Annotated in this window: 16 protein-coding genes; 9 read left to right on the top strand and 7 right to left on the bottom strand. The window is 60.7% G+C overall.

Annotated features, from left to right (window positions below):
* The first annotated feature begins 409 nt into the window (after positions 1–409).
* The 4 genes from TBK1r_RS31945 to TBK1r_RS31930 all read left to right on the top strand — a co-directional run bounded on the left by TBK1r_RS31945 (position 410) and on the right by TBK1r_RS31930 (position 5650).
* Complete coding sequence (locus tag TBK1r_RS31945) at positions 410–1603, top strand: hypothetical protein (protein WP_419580595.1); 1194 nt, start codon at positions 410–412, stop codon at positions 1601–1603.
* An 85-nt stretch (positions 1604–1688) separates the two neighbouring features.
* Positions 1689–2999, top strand: a complete 1311-nt coding sequence (locus TBK1r_RS31940; RefSeq protein ID WP_145219496.1) for a beta-ketoacyl-[acyl-carrier-protein] synthase family protein — start codon at positions 1689–1691, stop codon at positions 2997–2999.
* 19 nt (positions 3000–3018) lie between these two features.
* Complete coding sequence (locus TBK1r_RS31935; RefSeq protein ID WP_145219495.1) at positions 3019–4452, top strand: NAD-dependent malic enzyme; 1434 nt, start codon at positions 3019–3021, stop codon at positions 4450–4452.
* Positions 4453–4525: 73 nt separating this feature from the next.
* A complete protein-coding gene (locus TBK1r_RS31930) occupies positions 4526–5650 on the top strand; it encodes a DUF6807 family protein (RefSeq protein WP_145219494.1) in 1125 nt (374 codons plus the stop codon).
* Here the strand turns inward: TBK1r_RS31930 and TBK1r_RS31925 are convergent.
* The 5 genes from TBK1r_RS31925 to TBK1r_RS31905 form a co-directional block, all read right to left on the bottom strand.
* Positions 5609–6100, bottom strand: a complete 492-nt coding sequence (locus TBK1r_RS31925) for a low molecular weight protein-tyrosine-phosphatase (protein WP_145219493.1) — start codon at positions 6098–6100, stop codon at positions 5609–5611. The two genes, TBK1r_RS31930 and TBK1r_RS31925, sit on opposite strands and share 42 nt — an antisense overlap.
* Positions 6101–6413: 313 nt before the next feature.
* The gene (locus tag TBK1r_RS31920; protein ID WP_145219492.1) at positions 6414–7265 is read right to left on the bottom strand and encodes a 1,4-dihydroxy-6-naphtoate synthase; all 852 of its coding nucleotides are present in this window, start codon (positions 7263–7265) and stop codon (positions 6414–6416) included.
* The gene (gene mqnB / locus TBK1r_RS31915; protein ID WP_145219491.1) at positions 7262–7918 is read right to left on the bottom strand and encodes a futalosine hydrolase; all 657 of its coding nucleotides are present in this window, start codon (positions 7916–7918) and stop codon (positions 7262–7264) included. Before mqnB ends, TBK1r_RS31920 begins: the two co-directional genes overlap by 4 nt.
* Positions 7915–8442, bottom strand: coding sequence for an NUDIX hydrolase (locus TBK1r_RS31910; protein ID WP_145219490.1), 528 nt, complete (start codon positions 8440–8442; stop codon positions 7915–7917). The genes mqnB and TBK1r_RS31910 overlap by 4 nt, the downstream gene beginning before the upstream one ends.
* Before the next feature lie 29 nt (positions 8443–8471).
* Positions 8472–9716 (bottom strand): nickel-dependent lactate racemase family protein, encoded by a 1245-nt coding sequence (locus TBK1r_RS31905; RefSeq protein WP_145219488.1) that lies wholly within the window; start codon positions 9714–9716, stop codon positions 8472–8474.
* A gap of 288 nt (positions 9717–10004) precedes the next feature.
* Between TBK1r_RS31905 and TBK1r_RS31900 the strand changes: the two genes are divergently transcribed.
* From TBK1r_RS31900 to TBK1r_RS31885, 4 genes are all read left to right on the top strand, one after another.
* Entirely contained in the window at positions 10005–11489 is a 1485-nt protein-coding gene (locus TBK1r_RS31900) for a hypothetical protein (RefSeq protein ID WP_145219486.1), read from the top strand.
* Positions 11490–11971: 482 nt separating this feature from the next.
* Complete coding sequence (locus TBK1r_RS31895; RefSeq protein WP_145219484.1) at positions 11972–13006, top strand: HEAT repeat domain-containing protein; 1035 nt, start codon at positions 11972–11974, stop codon at positions 13004–13006.
* Between the two features lie 10 nt (positions 13007–13016).
* Positions 13017–13604: a class IV adenylate cyclase gene (cyaB, locus tag TBK1r_RS31890; RefSeq protein ID WP_145219482.1), complete on the top strand. Its 588-nt coding sequence runs from the start codon at positions 13017–13019 to the stop codon at positions 13602–13604.
* 481 nt (positions 13605–14085) lie between these two features.
* Positions 14086–14865: a hypothetical protein gene (locus TBK1r_RS31885; protein ID WP_145219479.1), complete on the top strand. Its 780-nt coding sequence runs from the start codon at positions 14086–14088 to the stop codon at positions 14863–14865.
* A gap of 105 nt (positions 14866–14970) precedes the next feature.
* On the opposite strand, the gene TBK1r_RS31880 is transcribed toward TBK1r_RS31885, so the two are convergent.
* Together TBK1r_RS31880 and TBK1r_RS31875 are read right to left on the bottom strand one after the other, a co-directional pair.
* Positions 14971–17931, bottom strand: coding sequence for a hypothetical protein (locus TBK1r_RS31880; protein ID WP_145219477.1), 2961 nt, complete (start codon positions 17929–17931; stop codon positions 14971–14973).
* A gap of 16 nt (positions 17932–17947) precedes the next feature.
* Positions 17948–20062, bottom strand: coding sequence for a hypothetical protein (locus TBK1r_RS31875; RefSeq protein ID WP_145219475.1), 2115 nt, complete (start codon positions 20060–20062; stop codon positions 17948–17950).
* 136 nt (positions 20063–20198) lie between these two features.
* Here TBK1r_RS31875 and tpx point away from each other — a divergent pair, with 136 nt between their 5' ends.
* The gene (gene tpx / locus TBK1r_RS31870; RefSeq protein ID WP_145219473.1) at positions 20199–20714 is read left to right on the top strand and encodes a thiol peroxidase; all 516 of its coding nucleotides are present in this window, start codon (positions 20199–20201) and stop codon (positions 20712–20714) included.
* Positions 20715–20925: the final 211 nt, after the last annotated feature.

The raw sequence follows: 20925 nt of genomic DNA, 5'->3' as shown, positions 1-20925 counted from the left end.
TTCAGCGATTCGGTTGCTTTCGGAGAAAATGCGCTGGCGACAAGAACCGCATTTATCGCCCCCTGGTGGCTGTGGTGCAAGTGCATCCGCGGCGGGGGTGGTGAAATTGCTGCAACCAACCGGTGGGTTGGGGCCCGCATACCAGCACGCGGCGTCAGCCAGTGGCGCATGGTGAACGTTCGTTGCACACGCGCCGCTCGCTAACGCGTCCCGCTGGAGATGCATGGGAAAGAAACCAGAAGTCACCTTGCCTTGGAGACCGCGCGGCGGCTATAGCCAAGGTCAAAGAAGCGGACGGGAGGAAACCGTTCGTCAGGTCTTACAGGGATGGTCTGCCATGCGTTTTTGTCCGAATCGATCCAGTGCGAGTCTTGCGACAGCGATCGCGTCTTTTCTCCTCGCCTTTTCCGTGTCGAGCGATCCGGTTCATGCTCAGGGGATGCCGCTGCCCGGCACGGGGCCGGCTGGTCCTACCGGTGCCGGCGCCGCCGCCGGAGGCATGCCCGAAAACGCGGGAACGCCACCGAGTTTACAAAATCAGCCGATGTCACCTCCGAACCGGCCGACGCCGCTTCCCGGTGGGCAAGCCAGCGGAGGCGGAAATCTGCCGCAGACTGCCGGCCAGGAGCACCGCATCTATGATCTGCGACCTTACACCGGTTACCTGACCAAACACGACCATCCCGAGCAGGCGATCGTCGACTGGGTGCTTCGTGAAACGGGAACCGACGTCTGGTTCACGTCTCCATTCGGTTTTTTGAATGCCGACCGCGATCAATTGTCGGTGTATCACACCCCCGAAATGCACCAAGTGGTATCGGGGATCGTGGACCGGTTTGTCGCCGGTGAAAAAGATCCCCAGGTGTTGTCGTTGCGGGTGATGACGGTTGGCAATCCGAACTGGCGATCGCGGGCGCACTTGTTGATGCAGCACGTCAACGTCGACTCGCCCGGTGTCCAGGCCTGGTTGCTGAGCAAAGAGAACGCGGCGTTGGTCTTGAATCTGCTGCGTCAGCGGACCGACACACGGCAAGTTCAGGCGCTTGATCTGATCACCTACAATGGCCAAACCGAAAAACTGGCCAGCACACGCGGTCGCAATTACGTGCAAAACGTCAAACCCGCCGCGACGGGCTGGCCGCCTTATGAGCCCGAGACGGGGGAAATCCAAGAGGGCTACCGCTTGGAAATCAGCCCGCTCTTGAGCGTGGACGGTTCGGCGATCGATTGCGTGATCAAGGCGTCGATCGATCAAGTCGACCAGCTCAAACCGGTCGAATTGGATCTTCCGCTGCCCAACGCCCAGGTCCATCGCACCAAAATCGACGTGCCCCAAGTCGTCAGCTGGCGGCTGCACGAGCGGTTTCGCTGGCCGTCGGACATGGTGCTGTTGTTGTCGTGTGGGGTGATCGCCAGCCCCGAGCGGCCGCAGGCGGCGATGCCGCTGTTCAACTTGGAAATGCTGACCGGGACGACCGCCGGCCGGGCCGACGCGTTGATGTTCATCGAGTTTCGTGGCCGGGCGTCGGACAATTTGACGACCACCCCCCTGGTCCCCCAGATTTCTGCCGGTTTCGGGGCGCCCCACCGCGGTCGTTACTGAGATACACCCCCTCTTTGCTAATTCCCCCAGAGCCTAGAATGCGGACATCCCGTATTCTCCCTGCTCCGCGTCGTTCGGCTGATTCATGGTAAATGTCACGTCCAGACGAGTGGTCATCACCGGTGTTGGTGTGGTCACTCCCCTCGGAAACGACTCTGATCGTTTGCTCTCCGGTTTGCGTTCTCGCCGCAGCGGGATCGGCCCGTTGACCCAGGTCCCGCACGGCGTCCTGTCGGTCGACTATGGTGCCGAAGCGTCCGAGTTCACCGGCGACATCGCGGACTACGGTCCGATGGATAAGAAACTGCAGCGGACGATCCGCAAGGGCAGCAAGGTGATGTGCCGCGAGATCGAAATGGGTGTCGCGGTCGCACAGTTGGCGCTCTCCGATGCAGGCTTGGAAGTCAACCAGCGTGATCGCGATCGGACCGGCGTGCTGTATGGCTGTGATTACATCATGTCACAGCCGATCGAGTTTGCAGCGGGCATTCAGAAATGCATCGACGCCGACGGGAACTTTGATTTTGACCGTTGGGGTGAACACGGCAAACCCGAAGTCAATCCGCTGTGGTTGTTGAAGTACCTGCCGAACATGCCGGCCAGCCACGTGGCGATCTACAACGACCTGCGTGGAGCGAACAATTCGATCACGTTGCGCGAAGCCTCGGCGTGTGCGGCGATGGCCGAAGCGTATTCGACGATCTCGCGTGGGCAAGCCGATGTGTTGCTGGTCGGATCGACCGGTTCACGCATTCACCCGCTGCGGTCCTTGCATGCGGACATGCAGGAGACGTTGGCAAAAAATCAATCGGATCCGTCCACGATGAGCCGACCGTTCACGGCCACGCGTGACGGCAGCGTGCTCGGCGAAGGCGCCGGGGCGATGGTGTGTGAAACGCTGGAGCACGCCCAGGCTCGTGGGGCAACGATCTTGGGTGAAATCGTCGGTTACGGCAGCAGTGCCGTCGGCCCGGCGTTCGGAGAGCGTTTTTACCAAGCGGCGATCACCAACGTCTTACGCGCCGCGTTGGGCGACGAAGACAAAGCGAACATCGGGCACGTGCACGCCCATGGGTTGGGAACGGTCGAGTGTGATGCTCAAGAAGCCGCCGCGATCAATGACGTCTTTGGGCCGGTCGATCAACAGCCACCGGTGACGACCGCCAAGGGGCACATCGGAAATCTGGGTGCCGGCGGCGGCATGGTCGAAACGATCGCCAGTTTGAAGTCGCTCGGCGAGAACCTGTTTCCGATCCTCAATTGCGACGCTCCGGCGGACGATTGTCCCATCAACGCCTGCGTGGACGACTCCACCGCCGCAGGCAAGCAGTTCATCAACGTGAACGTGACGCCGCAGGGCCAGGCCAGCGCCATTCGCATTCGCGCCTTCGAATAGACCGAGTCCTTCAGCAAGCATGACGCATCACAGCCCTTCGTACGCCATCACCGTCCGCCTCCGTTACCGAGACCAGCCGGGGCTGCTCGGGAAAATCACGACCGCGATCGGCGATTCGAACGGTTTCATCGGCGCCGTTGATATCGTCGGCGTGTCGGACGGGTTGATCTCGCGCGACATCACCGTCAACGCCACCAACGTCGAGCACGGTCAACGGATCGTTGAAACGATCCGGCAAATCGCCGGCATCGAAGTCGTCAATGTTTCCGATCGTGTGTTCTTGATGCACCTGGGCGGCAAGATCGAAGTCAATCCGAAGATGCCGATCAAGACCCGCGACGATCTATCGATGGCCTACACCCCGGGCGTGGCGCGGGTCTGTACGGCGATCCACGAAGACCCCGAGTCGTCGTTTGCCTTGACGATTCGCAAGAACACCGTCGCCGTCGTCAGTGACGGCAGTGCGGTCTTGGGGCTGGGGAACATCGGCCCGCGCGCCGCCATGCCGGTGATGGAAGGCAAGGCGATGTTGTTCAAAGAGTTCGGCGAAGTCGATGCGTTCCCGATTTGTTTGGACACCCAGGACACCGAAGAAATCATCGCGACCGTCAAGCAACTGGCGCCCACCTTCGGCGGCATCAACTTGGAAGACATCTCTGCACCGCGGTGCATTGAAATCGAAGAACGGCTGGAACGCGAGCTTGAGATCCCGGTGTTCCATGACGACCAGCACGGGACGGCGATCGTTGTCCTGGCGGGGCTCAAGAATTCAATGCGTTTTCTAAACAAAGATCTCGCCGGGGCACGCGTCTTGATCAACGGTGCCGGTGCGGCGGGCACCGCAATCGCAAAGTTGTTGATGCAAGCAGGTGTCCCGGACATCGTCGTCTGTGACAGCAAAGGCGCGATCCACAAGGGACGCACCGACATCGCTCATAACTCGATCAAGGTTTGGTTGTCTGAAAACACCAACCAAGACGGACAATCCGGGACGCTCTCGGACGTGATCCGGGGCAAGGACGTGTTCGTGGGAGTCAGTGTCGCCAACGTGTTGACCGGTGACGATGTCGCTTCGATGGGAAAAGATGCCGTGGTGTTTGCGCTGGCCAATCCGAACCCGGAGATCGACCCCAAGGTCGCCGACGAACACGTGCAAATCGTCGCGACCGGACGCAGTGACTATGCCAACCAGATCAACAACGTGCTGTGTTTCCCCGGTCTATTTCGCGGCGTCTTGGACGTTCGTGCCAGTGCCATCAACGACGCGATGAAGCTGGCCGCCGCCGACGCGATCGCCGACGTGATCTCGCCGGAAAATCTGACCAACCACTACGTCATCCCCAGCGTCTTTGATCGTCGTGTTTGCGGCGAGGTGGCCAAAGCCGTCGCCCAATCGGCGTTGGAGACCGGCGTCGCGCGGCGACTCACCAAGCAGGCCTACCGAGTCGTTTAGCCGGACGCTTGTGACTGCGGCGTTTGCTACAATCGTCCGGTGGTTCTTTCCTCCGACGAGCTCTGGTCCGGCAATGTTGAATTCATCGTTTTGGCGTCGTCTCTCCCTCTCCGCCGTGTTCCTGTCCTCGCTGATCGCGTCTGACGGGGCGCAGTCCCAGGATGCGGCGCCAGCACCGAGCGACACCGGACCGCCTCCGAAACAGTTGTTTCGCTGTGTGCAAACCAAGGATCACGTGATCGTTTATTGCGGTCGATCCGAGGTCTTGCGATACAACATCGCTGCACCCGAGGCGCCCGAAGGGATCGATCCGACGTACCAACGCAGCGGCTACATTCACCCGATCTATTCGCCGGCCGGTCGAATGGTCAGCGGTGACTTTGCCGCCGATCATCCGCATCAACATGGGTTGTTCGCCGCGTGGACGGACACCAGTTTTCGTGGCAAGAAGGTGGATTTCTGGAATCAACTCAAGCAGCTCGGCGTGGTGCTTCACGATCGAGTGATTGCGGTCGGCGACGAAGGCGAAAGCACCGAGTTTTCCGTCGCGGTCAGACACTATGCCATCGATGACCAGGGAGTGCGTGAAGCGATTCTGGACGACGTCTGGACGGTCAGCGTGACCGGGGTGAACACCGGAGTGAGCGGCGAAAACGATTCCGGCGCGGATCAAAAAACGACTCGTTATCTGATCCAGTTTTCGACCGAACAAACCAACATCACCGAGCACCCGCTAACGATCAACGAGTATCACTACGGCGGAATCGGATTTCGTGGCAACAACGCTTGGTTTTCCGGTCCATCGGCTAAAGCCCTGGCCGCATTCGTGAAACAACCGCAGGCCGACGCGCCCCCGTTGGAATTGACGCGGCATCGGTTTCTCACCAGCGAAGGCCATGATCGTCGACTCGGCAACCACAGCCGTCCCGAGTGGGCCGCGCTGTTCGGAATCGTGGACCGGACGCAGGGTCAGAACCACATTGCCGGTGTCCGAGTCACTCCATCGCCGCTCAATGAGCGTTATCCCGATCCGGTACGATTGCATCCGACGAAACCGTATTTCAGTATCTCGCCGTGCGTCGTCGGTGCGTTTGATATCCGGCCGGGCCAGACCTATCGGGCACGCTATGACTTTGAAGTCTTCGACGGCATGCCGTCACTCGACGAAGCCGTCGTCGAAGATGGCTTCGCCCGCTAGCGTCTGCAAGATGATCGGGCAGCCCTCTTCGAGCATGTCCAACACTTCATCGAACCCTTCTGCTTCGCCGTAGTAGGGATCGGGTACATCGTTGGGCCAGTTGTCATCCAGGTAGTCGCTGAAGACCCGGATGTGCTGGGTCGGCCGACCGGCCAATGCCGTCAGGTATTCGTAATTGGCGTTGTCCATCGCCAGCACCAAATCGAATACACCGTCGGCGAGATCGTCTTGGGTCACCTGGCGACCACGGCTGGTCAATTCATACCCCCGTGCTTCGGCGGCTTTCAACATCCGTGCGTCGGCGCGTTTGCCGATGTGATAGTCGTGTGTCCCGGCGGAATCGACCTCCACGTCCAGCCCGAATTCCTCGGCAAAACGCTTCATCACCGCTTCGGCAGCCGGCGAGCGACAGATGTTGCCCATGCAAACAAAAAGGACGCGTTTTGACATTGTGACGATTCGTGGATTGAAGGCTGAAGATAAATCGGTGCGGCACGGGTACCGATAGATTATTCGATGACGGACGTTCAGTTCAATGCTCTCGTCAGCGACAAACGCGCCGTTGAACGTCAAAATTGAGCCTGCCGGGCAAGGCTGTGAAGCATTTGTTAGCGGTAGGGCGCGAGCCCTCCGGTCTTTCAGCGTGTTTTGAAGCTGGAACCGGTGGAACCGGAGGGCTTGCGCCCTGCCGCTAAAACCTCGCAAAACACAGGGAATCGATGCTTCACAACGATACTGTGTGGGATCGCTGCGGCGCCGACCGCTACGGCAGGATCTGCAGGCCCGCCGTCGAGGGCGGAATGATGCCGGCCAGCTTGGCTTTTTCGTTCAATCGGTCGAGCGCTCCGGCCCCGGTGTCGCCCAGATCAACCGTCCATTCGTTCACGTATAAATGGACATGCTGCATCAGCACCTCGTCGTCGAATTCTTGCGCGTGGTGTCGCATCGTTTCCAGGGCACCGTCGGGATCGGCGAGCGAGTAGTCGAGCGAGTCGCGAACGACGCTCTGGACTTTCCACAAAACTTCATCGGGCAGCGTTTTGTCGCCGACCAATCCGCCCAGCGGCAGCGGGCACTGCGTCTCGTTCTCCCAACGCGTCCCCAAGTCCTCCACCAAGCCCAGCCCCTGGTCCTGCCAGGTGAACCGGCCTTCGTGAATACAGACTCCGAAATCGGCGGTGTTCTGCACCAGTCGCGGCATGATGTCGGAAAACACGACCTGCTCGATCGACGTGGTGTGGGGATAAAACAAACGAAACAGCAGCGTTGCGGTCGTGTGTTGCCCCGGGCACAGCGTGATTTGGTCTGCCGTCGCAGGCGCGGCGCCGGTCGAGGCGACGGATTTCGACGACAACAGCAACGGGCCCACGCCGAAGCCGAGTGCCGAGCCGCTCGGTAGGACCACCATCGAATCCGACAACAACAACGCGGCGTGGAAACTGCATTTGGCAACGTCGAATTTGCCCGCGAACAATTCGTCGTTGAGCTGTTGGATGTCCAGCAACCGGAGATCGAATTCCAGTCCGCGCCAATCCACCAAGCGATTCATCAACGCATGAAAGGCGAACGTGTCATTGGGGCAGGTCGAAATGCCGAGTCGAATTCTTTCGCTCATGGAGTCTCCCCGTCGAGGTACTGTTGCAGTTGTTCGGCGACGCTCGCCAGTGCCGGAGCGATCTGCCACGCGGACTTGTCGCGGTTGCCGACGCGGTTGGAAAACCCGCGCACGACCCGCAGTGGCACGCCGGCCGACCGACAGGCGCAGGCGACCGCATACGACTCCATGTCTTCACCGATCGCATCGGGAACGCGTCGCAGCCGGCGCGCTGCATCGTCGTCGGCCGCCGACCCCGAGCAAACCGTCAGCAACAGGGCCGGCTGGGCAATCGATGCTTGGCTCTGGGGCACGGTCGCCAGGTGAATCGTCTCCGTCGGCTCGGCCTCGCCTTCGGCGCGCCAACCGAGGTCAGACGCGTCGACAAACGCGTCCCCTTGTCCCACACCGATTCCATCGATCGCGACCGAGTCGAACCAGATCGCATCGCCGAGTCGATGGGACGCGGTATTTGGGCCGGGAAACAATCCAGCGATACCGGCCAAAATCACTTGGCGGGGCCGTTCGCTCAGCAACAGACGTGTCGTTTCGACTCCCGCCGCGATCACACCAAAACCGATCGTGTTGACAGTCCATTGGTCGGACTTGATGCGGAGAGACGACTCGATCAGGCGTCGTTCGTTGTCAGTCGGAACCAGGATCAGACCGTTCAAGGGAGTTCACTCATCCACAATTCGATGGCGTAGCGGTTGGACGGAAACGCCATGTTGTCCAGGTAATCGTCGGTGGGATGAACCCAGACATAGTCGTCCAGTTCGGCCGGTTCCAATTCCACGTGGCTCGGATCGACGGCCCGGCAGACATAAAACAGATCGATGACTTCGGTCACGACGCCTTGATAGTTGTATTGGTTGGGACGGGTGACCAGCAGCTCACGTGTCTTTAACCGCAATTGGGTCTCTTCGTAAACTTCACGCTCGAGCGCTTCTTCGGCGGTTTCCCCTCGATCGACAAAACCGCCGGGAAGTCCCCATTGGCCTTTGCCGGGATTTCGTGCCCGCCGCACCAGCAGCAACTTGTCGGCGGAATCAACGATCAAGCCGCCGACGGCAGCGACCGGACCGAAGAACACGGCGAATTGGCAGTGGTCGCAGCGAAACGGAATCTGACCGACATCACTCTGCTTGCAGCCACAACGCGGGCAATGCAAGTACGCCTGTTCCATCGGGATCGACATCAAAGAAACCTTGTCGTTGGAATCGAGATTTAGTGGCCGCCGGCAAAGCTGGCGGCGCGGAGCACGCCACAGCTTTGAAAATGTCGGCTCAGATTGGCCAGTTCGTGTGGCGATTCGATGACGCCGAGCCCGAGGGGTTCGACGACTTCGCGGGGAAGGTTGCTGCGCAGCATCAGGCGGTGTTTTTCCGCCACCCGCTTGAGCGTGCGGGCCAGTTCGGAAAACCGATCGCGGGGCGGCAAGGTTTCCGAGTCATCGCCGTGTTGCGTCGTGTCCGTTGGTGCTTTGTCGTCATGGTCGAGTGCCAGCAACGCTCCTTCGGGCGGCTGATCCAACGACGACCAGATCACGATCGTCGCCTCGGGCAACGCGTAGGCCAACGCGGCGTCGGCGGCCCGGGCCACGTTCTCCCAGGTCTGTTGTTGGGCGTCTCCGTCGAGCGCCGCAACGACCAACTCCGCCGCCGGCGGAACCGGGTCGGGGCGACGAAGCGTGGGCGTGATGCGTTTGGCGAGCGCCTCCAACGTTCCGGCGTGGATTTCTCCGGCCGCCCCATCGGAGTTGGCCGTCACGCCCAGAATCAACTGCACGCCCAGCAACCAAGGCACTTCTTCGGCGATCGTGTTTCCCGACTTCATCGCCGGAGACGAAGCGACGCCGGAGGAAATCTTGTCGGCAAACCGGGTCCGCGTGGCTGAATCGCTGAGCGAAGGGAACACGCCGGTCAAATCGCGCCGCTGGCTGAGGTTGAAGGGGCGGATCGCGACGATCGGCAAGACGAAGTCGGCGTCCACCAACGCGCGATTGAGATAGATCGGTTCCGCGTCGACATCGGCCGCCAGATAACACAGCGATTCGCGAATGTCGCTTTGATGCGGAATGACCGTGTGCTCACCCGCGGCGGCGCGGATCCGCTGGAGGGTTTGATCGGTCGCTTCGTCCCACACGACAATTTCGATGTGCTCGGCCGGAGTGCTGCGAAGCATCCGCAAGACACCTTCGATCACGGCGTCGACGTCCGGGACGTTGGGATCGACCGCCAGTGCGACGCGGTCCCCGGCAACAATCGCCGCTTCGATCGGTGGGAAATCGTCGGGTGCCGTCAGGGCCCGCAGGGTGTCGGCGACCACATCGCGGCTAGTCCGGTTCGTCGCCGCGTCGTATTCCCAGATCTCAGCGGAGTTCAATCCGGTCTTTTTCGTCGCGAAATGGACGCCTCCATCAGCCGATGCGGCTTCGAAAGCGCCAGAGGGTTCGGTTTGGTTGTCGGGCATGCGACGTTCCAAAATGTCGTTGAAAGGTTCTGTGGGCAATGCGATCGCGTGACGTCATCCGGGCAGGCGACGTCGGCCGGGCAGGCCGCTCCGGGCAAGCTCAATTCCGGATGCGCCTCCAGCGCGGTTATCACGCTTTCGGGCAAAAAACGCAACCGCCTCGCGTCCGGCCACGCAATGTTGTATGGGAGTCGTTATCAGACACGGTTGGGTGCCGTCCACTGCGGAACTCGCACGCGGCCCCCCGCCATTGCCACAGAAATCTTAGCCGGCCAACCCCAGAAAACGATGAAGTCCTCTGTTCGATCGCTCCCGAAACTCCTCGCGATCGCGGCGTTGGTGGCATTTTCAGGCTGTGGTGGCAAGGAACATGCCCCCTCGTCGGCGGCGGATTCAGCGGCTGAGGAGATGAGTATTTCGCTGCCCGAGATTCCCGCCGCCGATTATCTGAAGCGTGTCCTGACGCGATATCAAAACACGCGATCCTATCGTGATCGCGGCGAAGTGCGACTTCGGGTGGAAAAAGACGGACAACTGGTCCGTCGCACCGCTCCGATGCACGTGGTGATGGACGGACCGACGATCTGGATCGCCGCCTACGACGCCCGGGTCTGGTCTGATCCCGAACGAATGATCGGCTGGATCGCCGACGAGCAAACCGATTTCCATGACGGGCAGGTGCTGCTCGCCGGGGCAGCTGCCGACGGGCCATCCGCCAGTCGCCCTGCCCTAGAGAAACTGCTTCGCGACCCGGTTCTGACCGCTCGGATGGTCTCCGGGCTCGGCGGCCCCCCGCCCCAGTTGGAATGGCTGCTCGATCCCAACCCGATGGGCAAGTTGTTCGGCCGCAGCACCCGCGCGGGTGAATCTGCCGCTCAGGAGGGTTCCGGCCAAGAAGCCGGGGAGTCGGAGCAACGGTCGATCCGCTACGAGGGAATGGCGCGGCGAGAGAACGTTCAGTGCGTCATCGTGGAAACGGTCGCCGGCGATGAGGTCTATCGTTTTTGGATCGATCCCCAGCGGTCGCTGATTCATTGCGTCGAGCTTCCCGTGGCGATGGCGGGCAAGCGAATCGAGCTGGAAGGCTGGCAGGTTCACTCGCTGGAGTTGGTGTTGAGCGGGGCGAGTTTCCAGCCGCCCGAGTCACCGTATCGGATGGAGCAGATGCCCGAGTCGGATTTGCCGCGTCGTCCCAGGTACCTTCGGTCGCTGGTCCCGCTGCCCCCGCCGCCGCCTGATCGTCGGTTGGGGCGTCAGGTTGCCGCGTTTCAGGTCGTTGACCGGACCGGGCGGGTGAAGGTGACCGAACGGGGCGTCGGTCGACCGTTGACGCTGTGGTACGCCGGTTTGGCCCAGTCGATCGATGGGGCCGATGCCAAAAACATGCAAGCGGCGGAGGTGCTGTCGGTTTGGCTACGTCAGTCGCCCGAATCGATCCGCGACCAAGTCAGTCCGGTCGCGGTGGTCAGTGATTCGACCGGGCGATTGTTCACCGACGCGGGACTGGCCAACGGGTTCTGGGTCGTCTTGGCTCAACGTAGCGACAACGGGATTCGCAACCTGGATCTGGAACCGGGGCGGGCGATGCTGGTCGATTCTCGCGGCACAGTGATTTGGATCGGCGATCCGTTTTCGCCGGCCGACATCGTCTCGCTCTCGGCGATCGTCCAAGACCGAATCGCCGGAGTCGATGTGGCGCGGGCCATCCACCAACAGTGGGAAGCCGATCGAGACGCCTACCAAGAGAAACTGGACGAGCTAAGCGTCCGCTAATCGTCTACCGCAGCTCAATTTCCGGTAGTGGACGAGGCGACGAGTCCTCCACTCAGTTTTCGGATAGTGGACGAGGCGACTTTCCGGTAGTGGACGAGGCGACGAGTCCCCTGTCTTCGGCATCTTGGCAAGGACTCGTCGGCTCGTCCACTACGGTAATGGCGGGGGACTCGTCGCCTCGTCCACTACGGTAATGGCGGGGGACTCGTCGGCTCGTCCACTACGGTAATGGCGGGGGACTCGTCGCCTCGTCCACTACGGTAATGGCGGGGGACTCGTCGCCTCGTCCACTACGGTAATGGCAAGGACTCGTCGTCTCGTCCACGACCGCCTACCCGAAAACCAAGGTGCGGCGGAATACAAGTGGCGTAAGCTTCCAGCTTGCGTCCCCCTTCGCCAAACAAGCTGATCTTGCGGTCCCTGGGCCTTGTCGAGGATGATCGCCGCCTCCCGATCCATCCCCCATCCTCAGGCGTACGATCATGGATGATTATGAACTGGAACGCACGCCCAACCCGTTTTCGGCCTTTGCGGAATCTCGCAACCAATCGCGACGCCACTTCGCATCGACCGCAAAATACTTGACGTTCGCGTTTGTCTTGTTTGGCATTGTGAGCGCGGCCCAGGTCTACCTTCAGCGCGCCCGTTTGGCTGAAATCGTGAGCGGTTTTTCGCAGCTCACGACGGCGGAAAAGCTGGCGCAGCTGGATCGATTGCAAGCATCCGGGATCGATGGCATCCCCGGCATCGTGGCCGCGATCGCTGACGAAAAACCAGAGGTCTCGGCGAGGTCCGCCGAGTTGCTCGCCGACCTGAGCCGGCAATGGACGACGTTGCCGTCTGATCAATTGGCCGAGCGGCGTTTCATGTTTGCCGATCAGCTCGCGGCCGTCTCCGGCACGATTTCCGACGCCCAGGATCCGCGCTGGAGCCGTGTTCAAGAATTGGCTCGCCTGGCCGCACGCGACTTGCTCGATTCGGGCTGTGCGGAGAACGACGCGACGTATCGCAGGCTAATGCAAGTCATCGCGACGGAGACGATCACACCCGGCGGTCCGCCGCTTGAGGAGATTGCCGACAAGGATCAACCGTTGCCGATTGATCAGGTCGATCTTGAGGCAGCCGGCTGGACGGATTGGCCGCCGACATCGACAACGCCGACACTGTATCGCCGGACCGTCGCGACGCTTGATCCGATCGAACCGTCCGACGTCGTGTTGAATCAAGCGGCCGATGATGAAGGTTCGGTCCGCTCGGATGCCCGGTTGTTAAAGCCACGATTTCGGCCCGCCGCCACGCTGGCCGACCAAACCAAACAGCGCATGACCGCTGACGTTGATTCAACGTCGTATTGGATCGCGCAGCTGCAGAGCCCCAGTCCGTTTGTGCGAAAAGGGGCCGTCACCGAGCTTGCCAAGCGTGGCGACCCGCCATCGCTCGCCGCGTTGCACCAGCACTTCGAACGCGAGTCGGATGAAAAGATCCGCCAGCAAATTCTCAGCCGTCTAGAGCGTTAACGAAACCATCATGCTTGAAGTCGAAACGAAATACGAGCTTGCCGACAAGGATGATTTAGTCAAACGCCTCGACGCGATGGGTGCGGTGGGTGGCAACGTGGAACGCCACGCCGACACCTACTATCGTCACCCGTCGCGAGACTTTGTGCAGACCAAGGAAGCGTTTCGGATTCGACTAATTGATTCGGTCGCTTCGGTGACCTACAAGGGGCCCAAGATGGACGTCGGTGAATCGGCGTTGAAGGCTCGCGAAGAGATCGAGTGGTGTCTGGCACCCGGTGACGCCGACGGCAGCCAAATGACACGTCTGCTTCAGGCGTTGGGGTTTGATCCGGTCGCGACGGTGCGAAAAGAGCGACGGTCGTACGCGTGGCCACAGACGGATCGGCAGTACGCCGATTTCACCTTGACCATCGACCAGGTCGATCAGGTGGGGCTGTTCGCCGAACTCGAGTTACTGCTGCAGGACAATTCGCCCGACGCGGTCAAGTCAGCGGGCGAGCGGATCGACGCGCTCGCAGAACGTCTCGGTCTAGTGACGACCGTCCGTTCCAGCTATCTGAATCTGTTGCTGAACAAACTCGGGCTAGACCGCTGAGCGGTGTCGGTTGGTCCGGCTGATGTGGTGTAGGGGGCCCGTGATCGATAGGACCAATAGGACATAGGGGACCTATAAGTTCTATCTGTTCTATTGGTCCCGTTGCACGATCGTTGCTCCATCCTCGAACGAACGGCAAAACAATTTCAGGCTGTGATCGTTTTGCCCCCATCGTCTTGCCCGATCGAGCAACACACATTGAAAACCGAGGTCGGGCCGAGGTTGTATCGACCGCCGCGCCAAACGACGTCAGCTTGTGCGTGTCGATTGGATTCACCGAACGCCGGGGCGTCGTTTCTCAACCGTGCGAACGGCCTCCGTCGCCGCGCGTTCACGCACAATTCGCGGTTCGCGGGAGATCACCGCAGATCAACGCTCTGTCGCATTCGCCCGAGTGCAACGCTGCGTTGTATAATGACGATTCATCGTTTCTCGCGATGTGCCTCCGAAACCTGTCATTTCCGGATGCGAGCGAAACGCAATGGTCGATGAGGAGTCCCCGCGCCGACAGGCTCGTGACTCGATTCCCGTGCTGTTGAAGGGAATCGTTTGCGGCTTCTTTTCTCTCGTCGCTTGGCTGATGACGCGGTCGGATGAGGTCGTCGGAGGGGCACGCGTCGGACTGTACGTCCTATCGGCGGTCAGCGGCCTGTGCGCCGTGATTTGGCTGGTGAGCTGGATCCACTTTTTGGCGCTCACGATCACAGGAGACGACGGTGACAGGATACCGCTGGGCAACGACCGCGCTGACGATTCGGAGGACGAGTCGAGTGGGGTCTTCGGGCTGCAGGATCCGATGGAGCTCAGTTTCGACGAGGAGGAGGAAGAGGAGGAGCTTGAGGAAACGACGGACGCCGGCAGACCGCTTCGCGAGCAGGAAAGGCTGAGTGGTGATCCCTGGTTTGAAGTGATTCTCGGTTACATCGGCGATATCCTGTCTCTTTTCCCCCTCGTGTTTGTCGTCGTCACCTTCACGCCTTCGTTGATCTATTTCGTGACGGTCAGCACCGCCGGTGCGATCGGTCTGATTCCCGATTGGGAATGGAATGTTGCCAGGCTAATCGTATTTCCGGCATTGTTGTTCACTCTCGGCTTTGCATGGCGTTGGCGGTCGCAACTGGCAGAAACGGATGGATCGCATCTGCGAAACCTCATCCTCCTCGTCGGCTCCGCAGAGGTTGCTGCGGTGGGTGCGTGCTTTGTCTTGTGGGTCCTTGGAATCCTCGTTTATATCCTCGGCTTAGTCGTCGAAATTTGGTAACGCGCACGTAAGATCGATAAACGCCGGCAAACTACCGATCGCGGGGCGTTGCTCGCGCAGTGTCAGCTCGGCGGTCAGATTTAGCTCCGCATCCGCTTCGGTCGGCTAATGCATGACCGGCTCGTTTGCTTGCCGCAGAAACCATCGGGCGTGACCGAGCCGCCGCAGCGGTTCCCAACCGGAATCGCTCCAAAGATCGCGTTCCTTTTTGAAGTACCATGCCATGGCCGGGCCTTCGTAGGCATGGTGGTAAAGCACTTGATAGGCTTTCGCCGGATGCCCACGCCGTCTTTCATGCCGGACCAGCGCGAGCGCAAAACGCGGGTCGAGGATGTCGACGATCCCACACAGGCGGGCAAAGGCGGATTCGAATTCGCGGGTCTGCGATTCCATGTCCTTGATCGGATGTCGTTCGATCACATCGGGAAGCTCGCGATAGCCGATCGCGCGGACTTGACGATACGCCGCGTCGGCCGCCCAGGCGTACGCCAAAATTCCGGCCGGATCGGTCGGCATCGAAAACGGTGACGCTGGCTCTGATTCAGCCGTTTTAGTCTCGGTCGCGGCAGACGCCGGCTGCACGGGCAATTGACCCAGTCGCTGCCGGCAAAGTTCTAAGACGTGATCGGCAGCAACGACCACTTCGTTTAAGTGCTGCTTGCGTAGGGATGGTTGGTCGAGTGCCAATAGATAAGATCGCCAAGCGACGGGATCATCCACTGAATCCGCCGGCTTCGGTATTCGACTCAAAATTTCCGACGGGCTCGATCCGGCCAGCAACCGTTGATGCAGCAGCTCGGCGGCGGGGTCGTGGTCATAGTGCCACAGCCAATCACGCGGTTCGGCCGGCTCGCTGGGATCGCCCAACAGTCGCAGCCACCGCCTCGCCGGACTTCGTTCGCCCGGTGAATGGAACGCGTACCAGAGGGCGTCGGCGCCGTCCATCGACATCGGCGGCATCGTTCCTCGGTACTCATCGACCCACAAACGCCCGTCGCTGGCAAAGGTGGTTTCCGACGCTCGATGTTGGTGCAGTGTTCGTTCCCAAGGATCTTCAGGGGCTTCTTGCTTGAGGCTAGAGGCTAGAACCAATCGTGGTGGCTGATTCGGGGACCCCGGGAGCTTCACAGCCTGCACAAAAATCCATCCGGCTTGCGGACTCGACCGTCGAAACGCTCCCAGACGATCCGCCGGGGTTTGCAGCCAACCCGTTTCCAACAGTGTCCAACATTGCAGATGGCTTTGATCCCAGGCCGCCGCGGTTCCGCCGAATGCCTGCAAGACGGTCTGGTCTCGCACCGCTCCGCCGTTGGTCGATGCGCGATACCACCAAGATTGAACCGACGGTCCGCGATTCAACAAGTGGCTTGCCGACTGGAGGACGGCGCTGGGGACTTCTGATTCCGCTTTCCTCTCCAGTTGCTCCACTCGGGTGACGGCAGACAAGATCAGCGTGTCCGGAGTCTCTTGGCTGCCGATCAAGCGAATCGATTCAGGTTGTTCCGATCCCGTTCGGTTGGTCGTCTTCTCAACAATGGCAGTCGTGCCTCGCGTCCAGGAGAGCTGGCATTGGGGATCGGTTGTGTTCCAAGTTTTTCCCATCCACGAGATCGCTTCGGGGGCGACGACATAGCCGCCCCGATGATCGAGCGTTTGCGTCGGCCAGCCATGATTGCCGCCGGGGAGATGATTCAGCTCCGGACCACCGATCCGTTGTCCGTGCAGATCGTAGAGCCGAATGCCTTCCACTTGATGCAACCGCAGCGCTGGTCCGTCATCGCTCAACAGCAACCGACCGTCGATCGCATCCAAGGGCACGCGCGCCACCACCTCGGTTCGTCCGTCGATCCTCTGAAACCGCTGGGTGCTGAGTGCCGCAGTGGATTCACCGAACAGCGCGTTGATTGGGCCGGACGGTTCACTGCCGGGTTGTTCCGCCACCGTGCGACGCAACAACGTTGGGTCCTGCAAAATTAATTTTGTTGTTTGTCGAAACGCTCCGAGTGAACCAGGCTGGACTCGGTCGCGGAATTCCGCAATGTCTGGAATCGAGGTTTTGGCGGGGTGGGCCAAGAAGTCTGGCGCGACCGTGGTTCGCTGATTCAACATGACGGCAACACCGGTCTGGTGTGACAACCAGGCGAGAAGCTGCGCCGTGTCGGTTGCGACGTTTCCGGGCGAATCGAGATTCGCAAACACGACCTCGCAACCGAGACGCTTGGCCGCGTCCATCGCGGCACCCAGGTCCGCAGGCAACAGACCGCCGACATCCAACCAAACCAACTCGATGCCGCCTCGTTCGCTCGGCAGTTCGCCGGACGCCTGCAATAACAAGCTCAACAGCGATGGTTCCGATCGTCGATTGGTGTCGCGAGTTGAGCCTGAGATCGTCCAGCATTTTAAGCGAAGCTGGTCCGCCGAGTCGGATGTCGGATTTGCAACCGGCTGCATCATCAAGATCGCATCGTCGCGCTGAAACAGATGCGGTTGTTCAAGCGACCCGGGCGGCAACGTGAAAACCTCGTCCTCGCTGATCACGAGGTTGGCGTCCCAGTCAAACGCCACCTGCCATGCCCCACGTTTGTTGATGCGAGCGATGACATCGTTGGGGACATTCGATTCAGCCAGCGGCTTCCATTTGGACCAAGGGCTGGACAGCAGTGGGTTGGGTCGCTGTTCGAGCAGCCGTTCGCGGACGACGGTCGCGGGACGCCAGGGGCCGCAGGCCACACCGCGATAGAGACGAAGATCGGTGTCCAGGTCCCAGTCGTGTGGAAGTTCGATCGGTCGCCCGCACACGCCTTGGACACTGTGATCAGAGACCGAAATCACGTCGTGCGGGCACTTCGCCAAGTGGATGGAATTGCCGATTGACCCCGAGTCGTCCACCGTCACCAGGCAACGTCGCAGCTGCGGCAATCGCTCGACCGGCAGACCGTACCCATCGATCGGATCGATCAAGCCCACACGCAACGTTTCGGCGTCGGCCGCGACCGGGCAGGCGATGCACAGCAACACCGCCAGACAAAGGACGTTGAATCGGTGGACCGTGATTGGAGCAACCATGAAGCCTGTTACCGGATCAAGCACGTCCCAGGCGGCCGACCCACATGCCGGCGGCCAGCAGTAACGTGATCGACAGGACGGTGATGGACGTGGCGACGATGATTTTGAAACTGGCCCGTCCGGTGAACAGTTCGTTCCACGTCAGCCGCTGGTCTGCATCGATGCCTTGCAGCGTGAACATCGCCACCGGCTCACCCTGGTCCGGGCCGGGACCGACTGCCGAGACAGTGCTGGCGAAGATCATGCCCGTGTCGCTGTGGCATTCGACACATCCGCTGATCCCCAACGACCAACCGGCGGGGCGAACGTTGTGTGCCATCGGCCAACGGACCATGTCGATCGAGTCGACGTCTTTGACTTCGATTTTCTTGACCGTCTCTTCTTCGTCTCCGCTGGCATAGACAAAACCGCCGGACACGTAGACAGCCTGCGCGACGCCGAGTTCTTCTTCCAGGGCGGCGATGGCTGCGGAGATCTTTTCGCCGAACAATTGCTCCCCGGCTGCCTTGGTCGCCGCTTCGACTTTTGCGGCTTCCTCTTCGGTCCATTCTTCGGGCTTGGTGCGGTAGCGTTCTTCGCCGAGCGCTTCCTTGAGTTCCGAGCTGCCGAGTTTGGGTGACAGTAATTCGCTACTGAAGTCACTTCGCACCCGCAGTGCCCGGCGCGTGGTCTCGTAAACGGCGTCGGGATCGAGCGGTTGCAGTTTGCCATCGACCAGACTGGCCCAGTACGCCGGCCAAACCACGCGGTGCGGGTACACTCGGCCGTCGTCGCCCTTGGCGTAGACCGGACCGGCGATCCTCGGCAGTTCCGTCCCGGTGCGGTGGCCTTTTTCGCCCAGGGAGTGTGCCAGGGAAGTCATGATTCCGAGTGCCTGGTCGCGGGGCAGCGGGCCGCCGTGGCAGGCGGTGCAGGAGAGTTTTTCAAAGTGCAGCGGTGGCAGTCCGGCGTGGGCGGGATGCGGTGAACCCAGCCGCCCGGCCAATTGATGTGTGTCGTACGCGTGGGATTCCGGTTCGTCGTCGTCGGACGGTTGATTCAGTTCGTTGACAAAGTCGGCGCCCAGGTGGCAACCGGCGCACGACAGCGTGACCATGTCTTCGCCGCTGGGGTGTTCTTCGCCGGGAAAGGCCCGGACGATGTGGTGGTCGATGCCATTGCGGTGGCAATCGACACATTGCATTCCGGCTCGCAAGTGGACGTCTTCGTCGTGCGTCCAGCGGGGTTGGATGCCCGATTCGTCGACGGTTCGATTGCTATGGCACTGGTAACAGGCGTTGTTTTGCGGTTGGCGGACCAAGTCGACGAACACCGTGCCATCGGTCGCGAAGCGGGAGGCGTTGTAAGTGACTTTGGGCAGTTTTTCTTGGGTCGCTTCGTCGTCGGGGTCGGAACCCTCTTTGATCCGCGAGACCTGGCCGTCGATCGTGCCGATTTTTAGCGCGGCGGTGGCGGCCCAGGCGAAGTTTTCTTCGGCGATCTGTTCCCGCCGGGCGTTGAAGTCGTAGGACCCCGAAACGCCGTGGCATGCCAGACAGTCAATTTCCAGTGATCCCGACAGGGGCCAACGTGATGCGGTCGCGTCCGCTTCGGCGGTTTCGGCCGCAGCATCGGCGTCGCCGTCGGTCTCTGCGTCGGCATCGGTATCGGAGTCGTCCGGTTCGGGGGCGTGTCCCAGGCCACCGCCGGGCAGGCGTCCGCCGAACTGTCGGACCATGGCCCACTGGTCGATTCCGATTTTCCGGGGGTCGAAGGTTTGTTTCCAGCCGCGGTAGGACAGCGGCAATTGAGTGCCGGTGCGGGGATCGGTCCAGATCCAGGGTTCGCCTTCACGGCCATCGGCGGACTCGGGCAGAAAGGCGTTGAAATGCCAGCCGTGGGAGATGGTTTCATAGTCGTGGCAGCGGCCACAGGTGTTCAGACTGGAATAGGGCGTCGTCGAGTCCGGTTCGATGCGGCGATTGTTCGCATCGTAGAGGTGGATCTGGTGCAGAAACCGGGCGTCGCCATCGCTGTGGGCGAATTTTGACCCGTCGGCGGCGGTCAGCCGAGGGGACGCGGGGGCCAGGGCCAGCACGGCGAGGCAAGCGAGGAAACGAAGGGTTGGCGGAGGCGAATGTGGCAAAAACATTGGAAATTTTTATTCTCTCGTCCGTGCATCCGGGGTGAGACCCATTCCCGGTTGCGTGTCGGGGCAACATAATTTCAACAGCTTAACATTGTTCTGTAAAAATGTGTCGCACCGATCACCACACAAGGTTTTTATCATGACTCAAACTGGCGTCATCACTTTCAAGGGCAATCCGATGACTTTGGCCGGAGAGGCGCTCGCTGTCGGATCACCGGCACCCGACTTTCAACTCCATTACGCCGAAGGCGGCATCCAAACGTTGACGTTGGCCGATCTGAAAGGCAAGCCCAGCATCATCAGCGTGGTCCCGAGTTTGGACACGCCGACCTGCGCGACCCAGACCAAAAAGTTCAACGAAGAACTCGCCTCGCTGGGTGACAAAATCAATGCCGTCACGGTCAGTCGCGACCTGCCGTTCGCCCAAGCCCGATTCTGTGGGGCCGAGGACATCAAGATGCGGACGGCCAGCGACTACCAAACCCACGCCTTCGGCAACGACTACGGATTGACGATCGAAGAGCTGAAATTGCTCACCCGTGCCGTCTTGGTCTTGAACGCCGACGGCGAAATCGTCCACAAGGAAATCGTCGCCGAAGTCACCGAGGAACCCGATTACGCCACCGCCATGGCCGCGTTGCGGATGCTGCTGTAAGCCAGGCTTCAGGCGATCACTGCACGTTGTTGTCTGGGGGTTAGCCTAAGACCGCTCAGTTCACTTCATCGGCGAGGTGCCCGGACGCTGGCGCGAACCGGCTGATGTCAAACGATGATCAGCCGTATGGCGCGAGCCTACGGGCGTTGAGCTAGAGGAAACGGTGTTTCACTTTGGGGGTGTCGCCTGACGACGGCATGGGGAGCGCCTA

This window comes from Stieleria magnilauensis (genome assembly GCA_007753675.1).
GTDB classification, from domain to species: Bacteria; Planctomycetota; Planctomycetia; order Pirellulales; family Pirellulaceae; genus Stieleria; species Stieleria magnilauensis.
Note: the sequence above shows the minus strand (reverse complement) of the source record. Positions and strands in the feature narration are given on the sequence as shown.

Coding starts and splice junctions, on each gene's coding strand:
- TBK1r_RS31940 (WP_145219496.1), top strand. CDS start 1,689: ATGGTAAATGTCACGTCCAGACGAGTGGTCATCACCGGTGTTGGTGTG.
- TBK1r_RS31935 (WP_145219495.1), top strand. CDS start 3,019: ATGACGCATCACAGCCCTTCGTACGCCATCACCGTCCGCCTCCGTTAC.
- TBK1r_RS31930 (WP_145219494.1), top strand. CDS start 4,526: ATGTTGAATTCATCGTTTTGGCGTCGTCTCTCCCTCTCCGCCGTGTTC.
- TBK1r_RS31925 (WP_145219493.1), bottom strand. CDS start 6,100: ATGTCAAAACGCGTCCTTTTTGTTTGCATGGGCAACATCTGTCGCTCG.
- TBK1r_RS31920 (WP_145219492.1), bottom strand. CDS start 7,265: ATGAGCGAAAGAATTCGACTCGGCATTTCGACCTGCCCCAATGACACG.
- TBK1r_RS31910 (WP_145219490.1), bottom strand. CDS start 8,442: ATGTCGATCCCGATGGAACAGGCGTACTTGCATTGCCCGCGTTGTGGC.
- TBK1r_RS31905 (WP_145219488.1), bottom strand. CDS start 9,716: ATGCCCGACAACCAAACCGAACCCTCTGGCGCTTTCGAAGCCGCATCG.
- TBK1r_RS31900 (WP_145219486.1), top strand. CDS start 10,005: ATGAAGTCCTCTGTTCGATCGCTCCCGAAACTCCTCGCGATCGCGGCG.
- TBK1r_RS31895 (WP_145219484.1), top strand. CDS start 11,972: ATGGATGATTATGAACTGGAACGCACGCCCAACCCGTTTTCGGCCTTT.
- cyaB (WP_145219482.1), top strand. CDS start 13,017: ATGCTTGAAGTCGAAACGAAATACGAGCTTGCCGACAAGGATGATTTA.
- TBK1r_RS31885 (WP_145219479.1), top strand. CDS start 14,086: ATGGTCGATGAGGAGTCCCCGCGCCGACAGGCTCGTGACTCGATTCCC.
- TBK1r_RS31880 (WP_145219477.1), bottom strand. CDS start 17,931: ATGGTTGCTCCAATCACGGTCCACCGATTCAACGTCCTTTGTCTGGCG.
- TBK1r_RS31875 (WP_145219475.1), bottom strand. CDS start 20,062: ATGTTTTTGCCACATTCGCCTCCGCCAACCCTTCGTTTCCTCGCTTGC.
- tpx (WP_145219473.1), top strand. CDS start 20,199: ATGACTCAAACTGGCGTCATCACTTTCAAGGGCAATCCGATGACTTTG.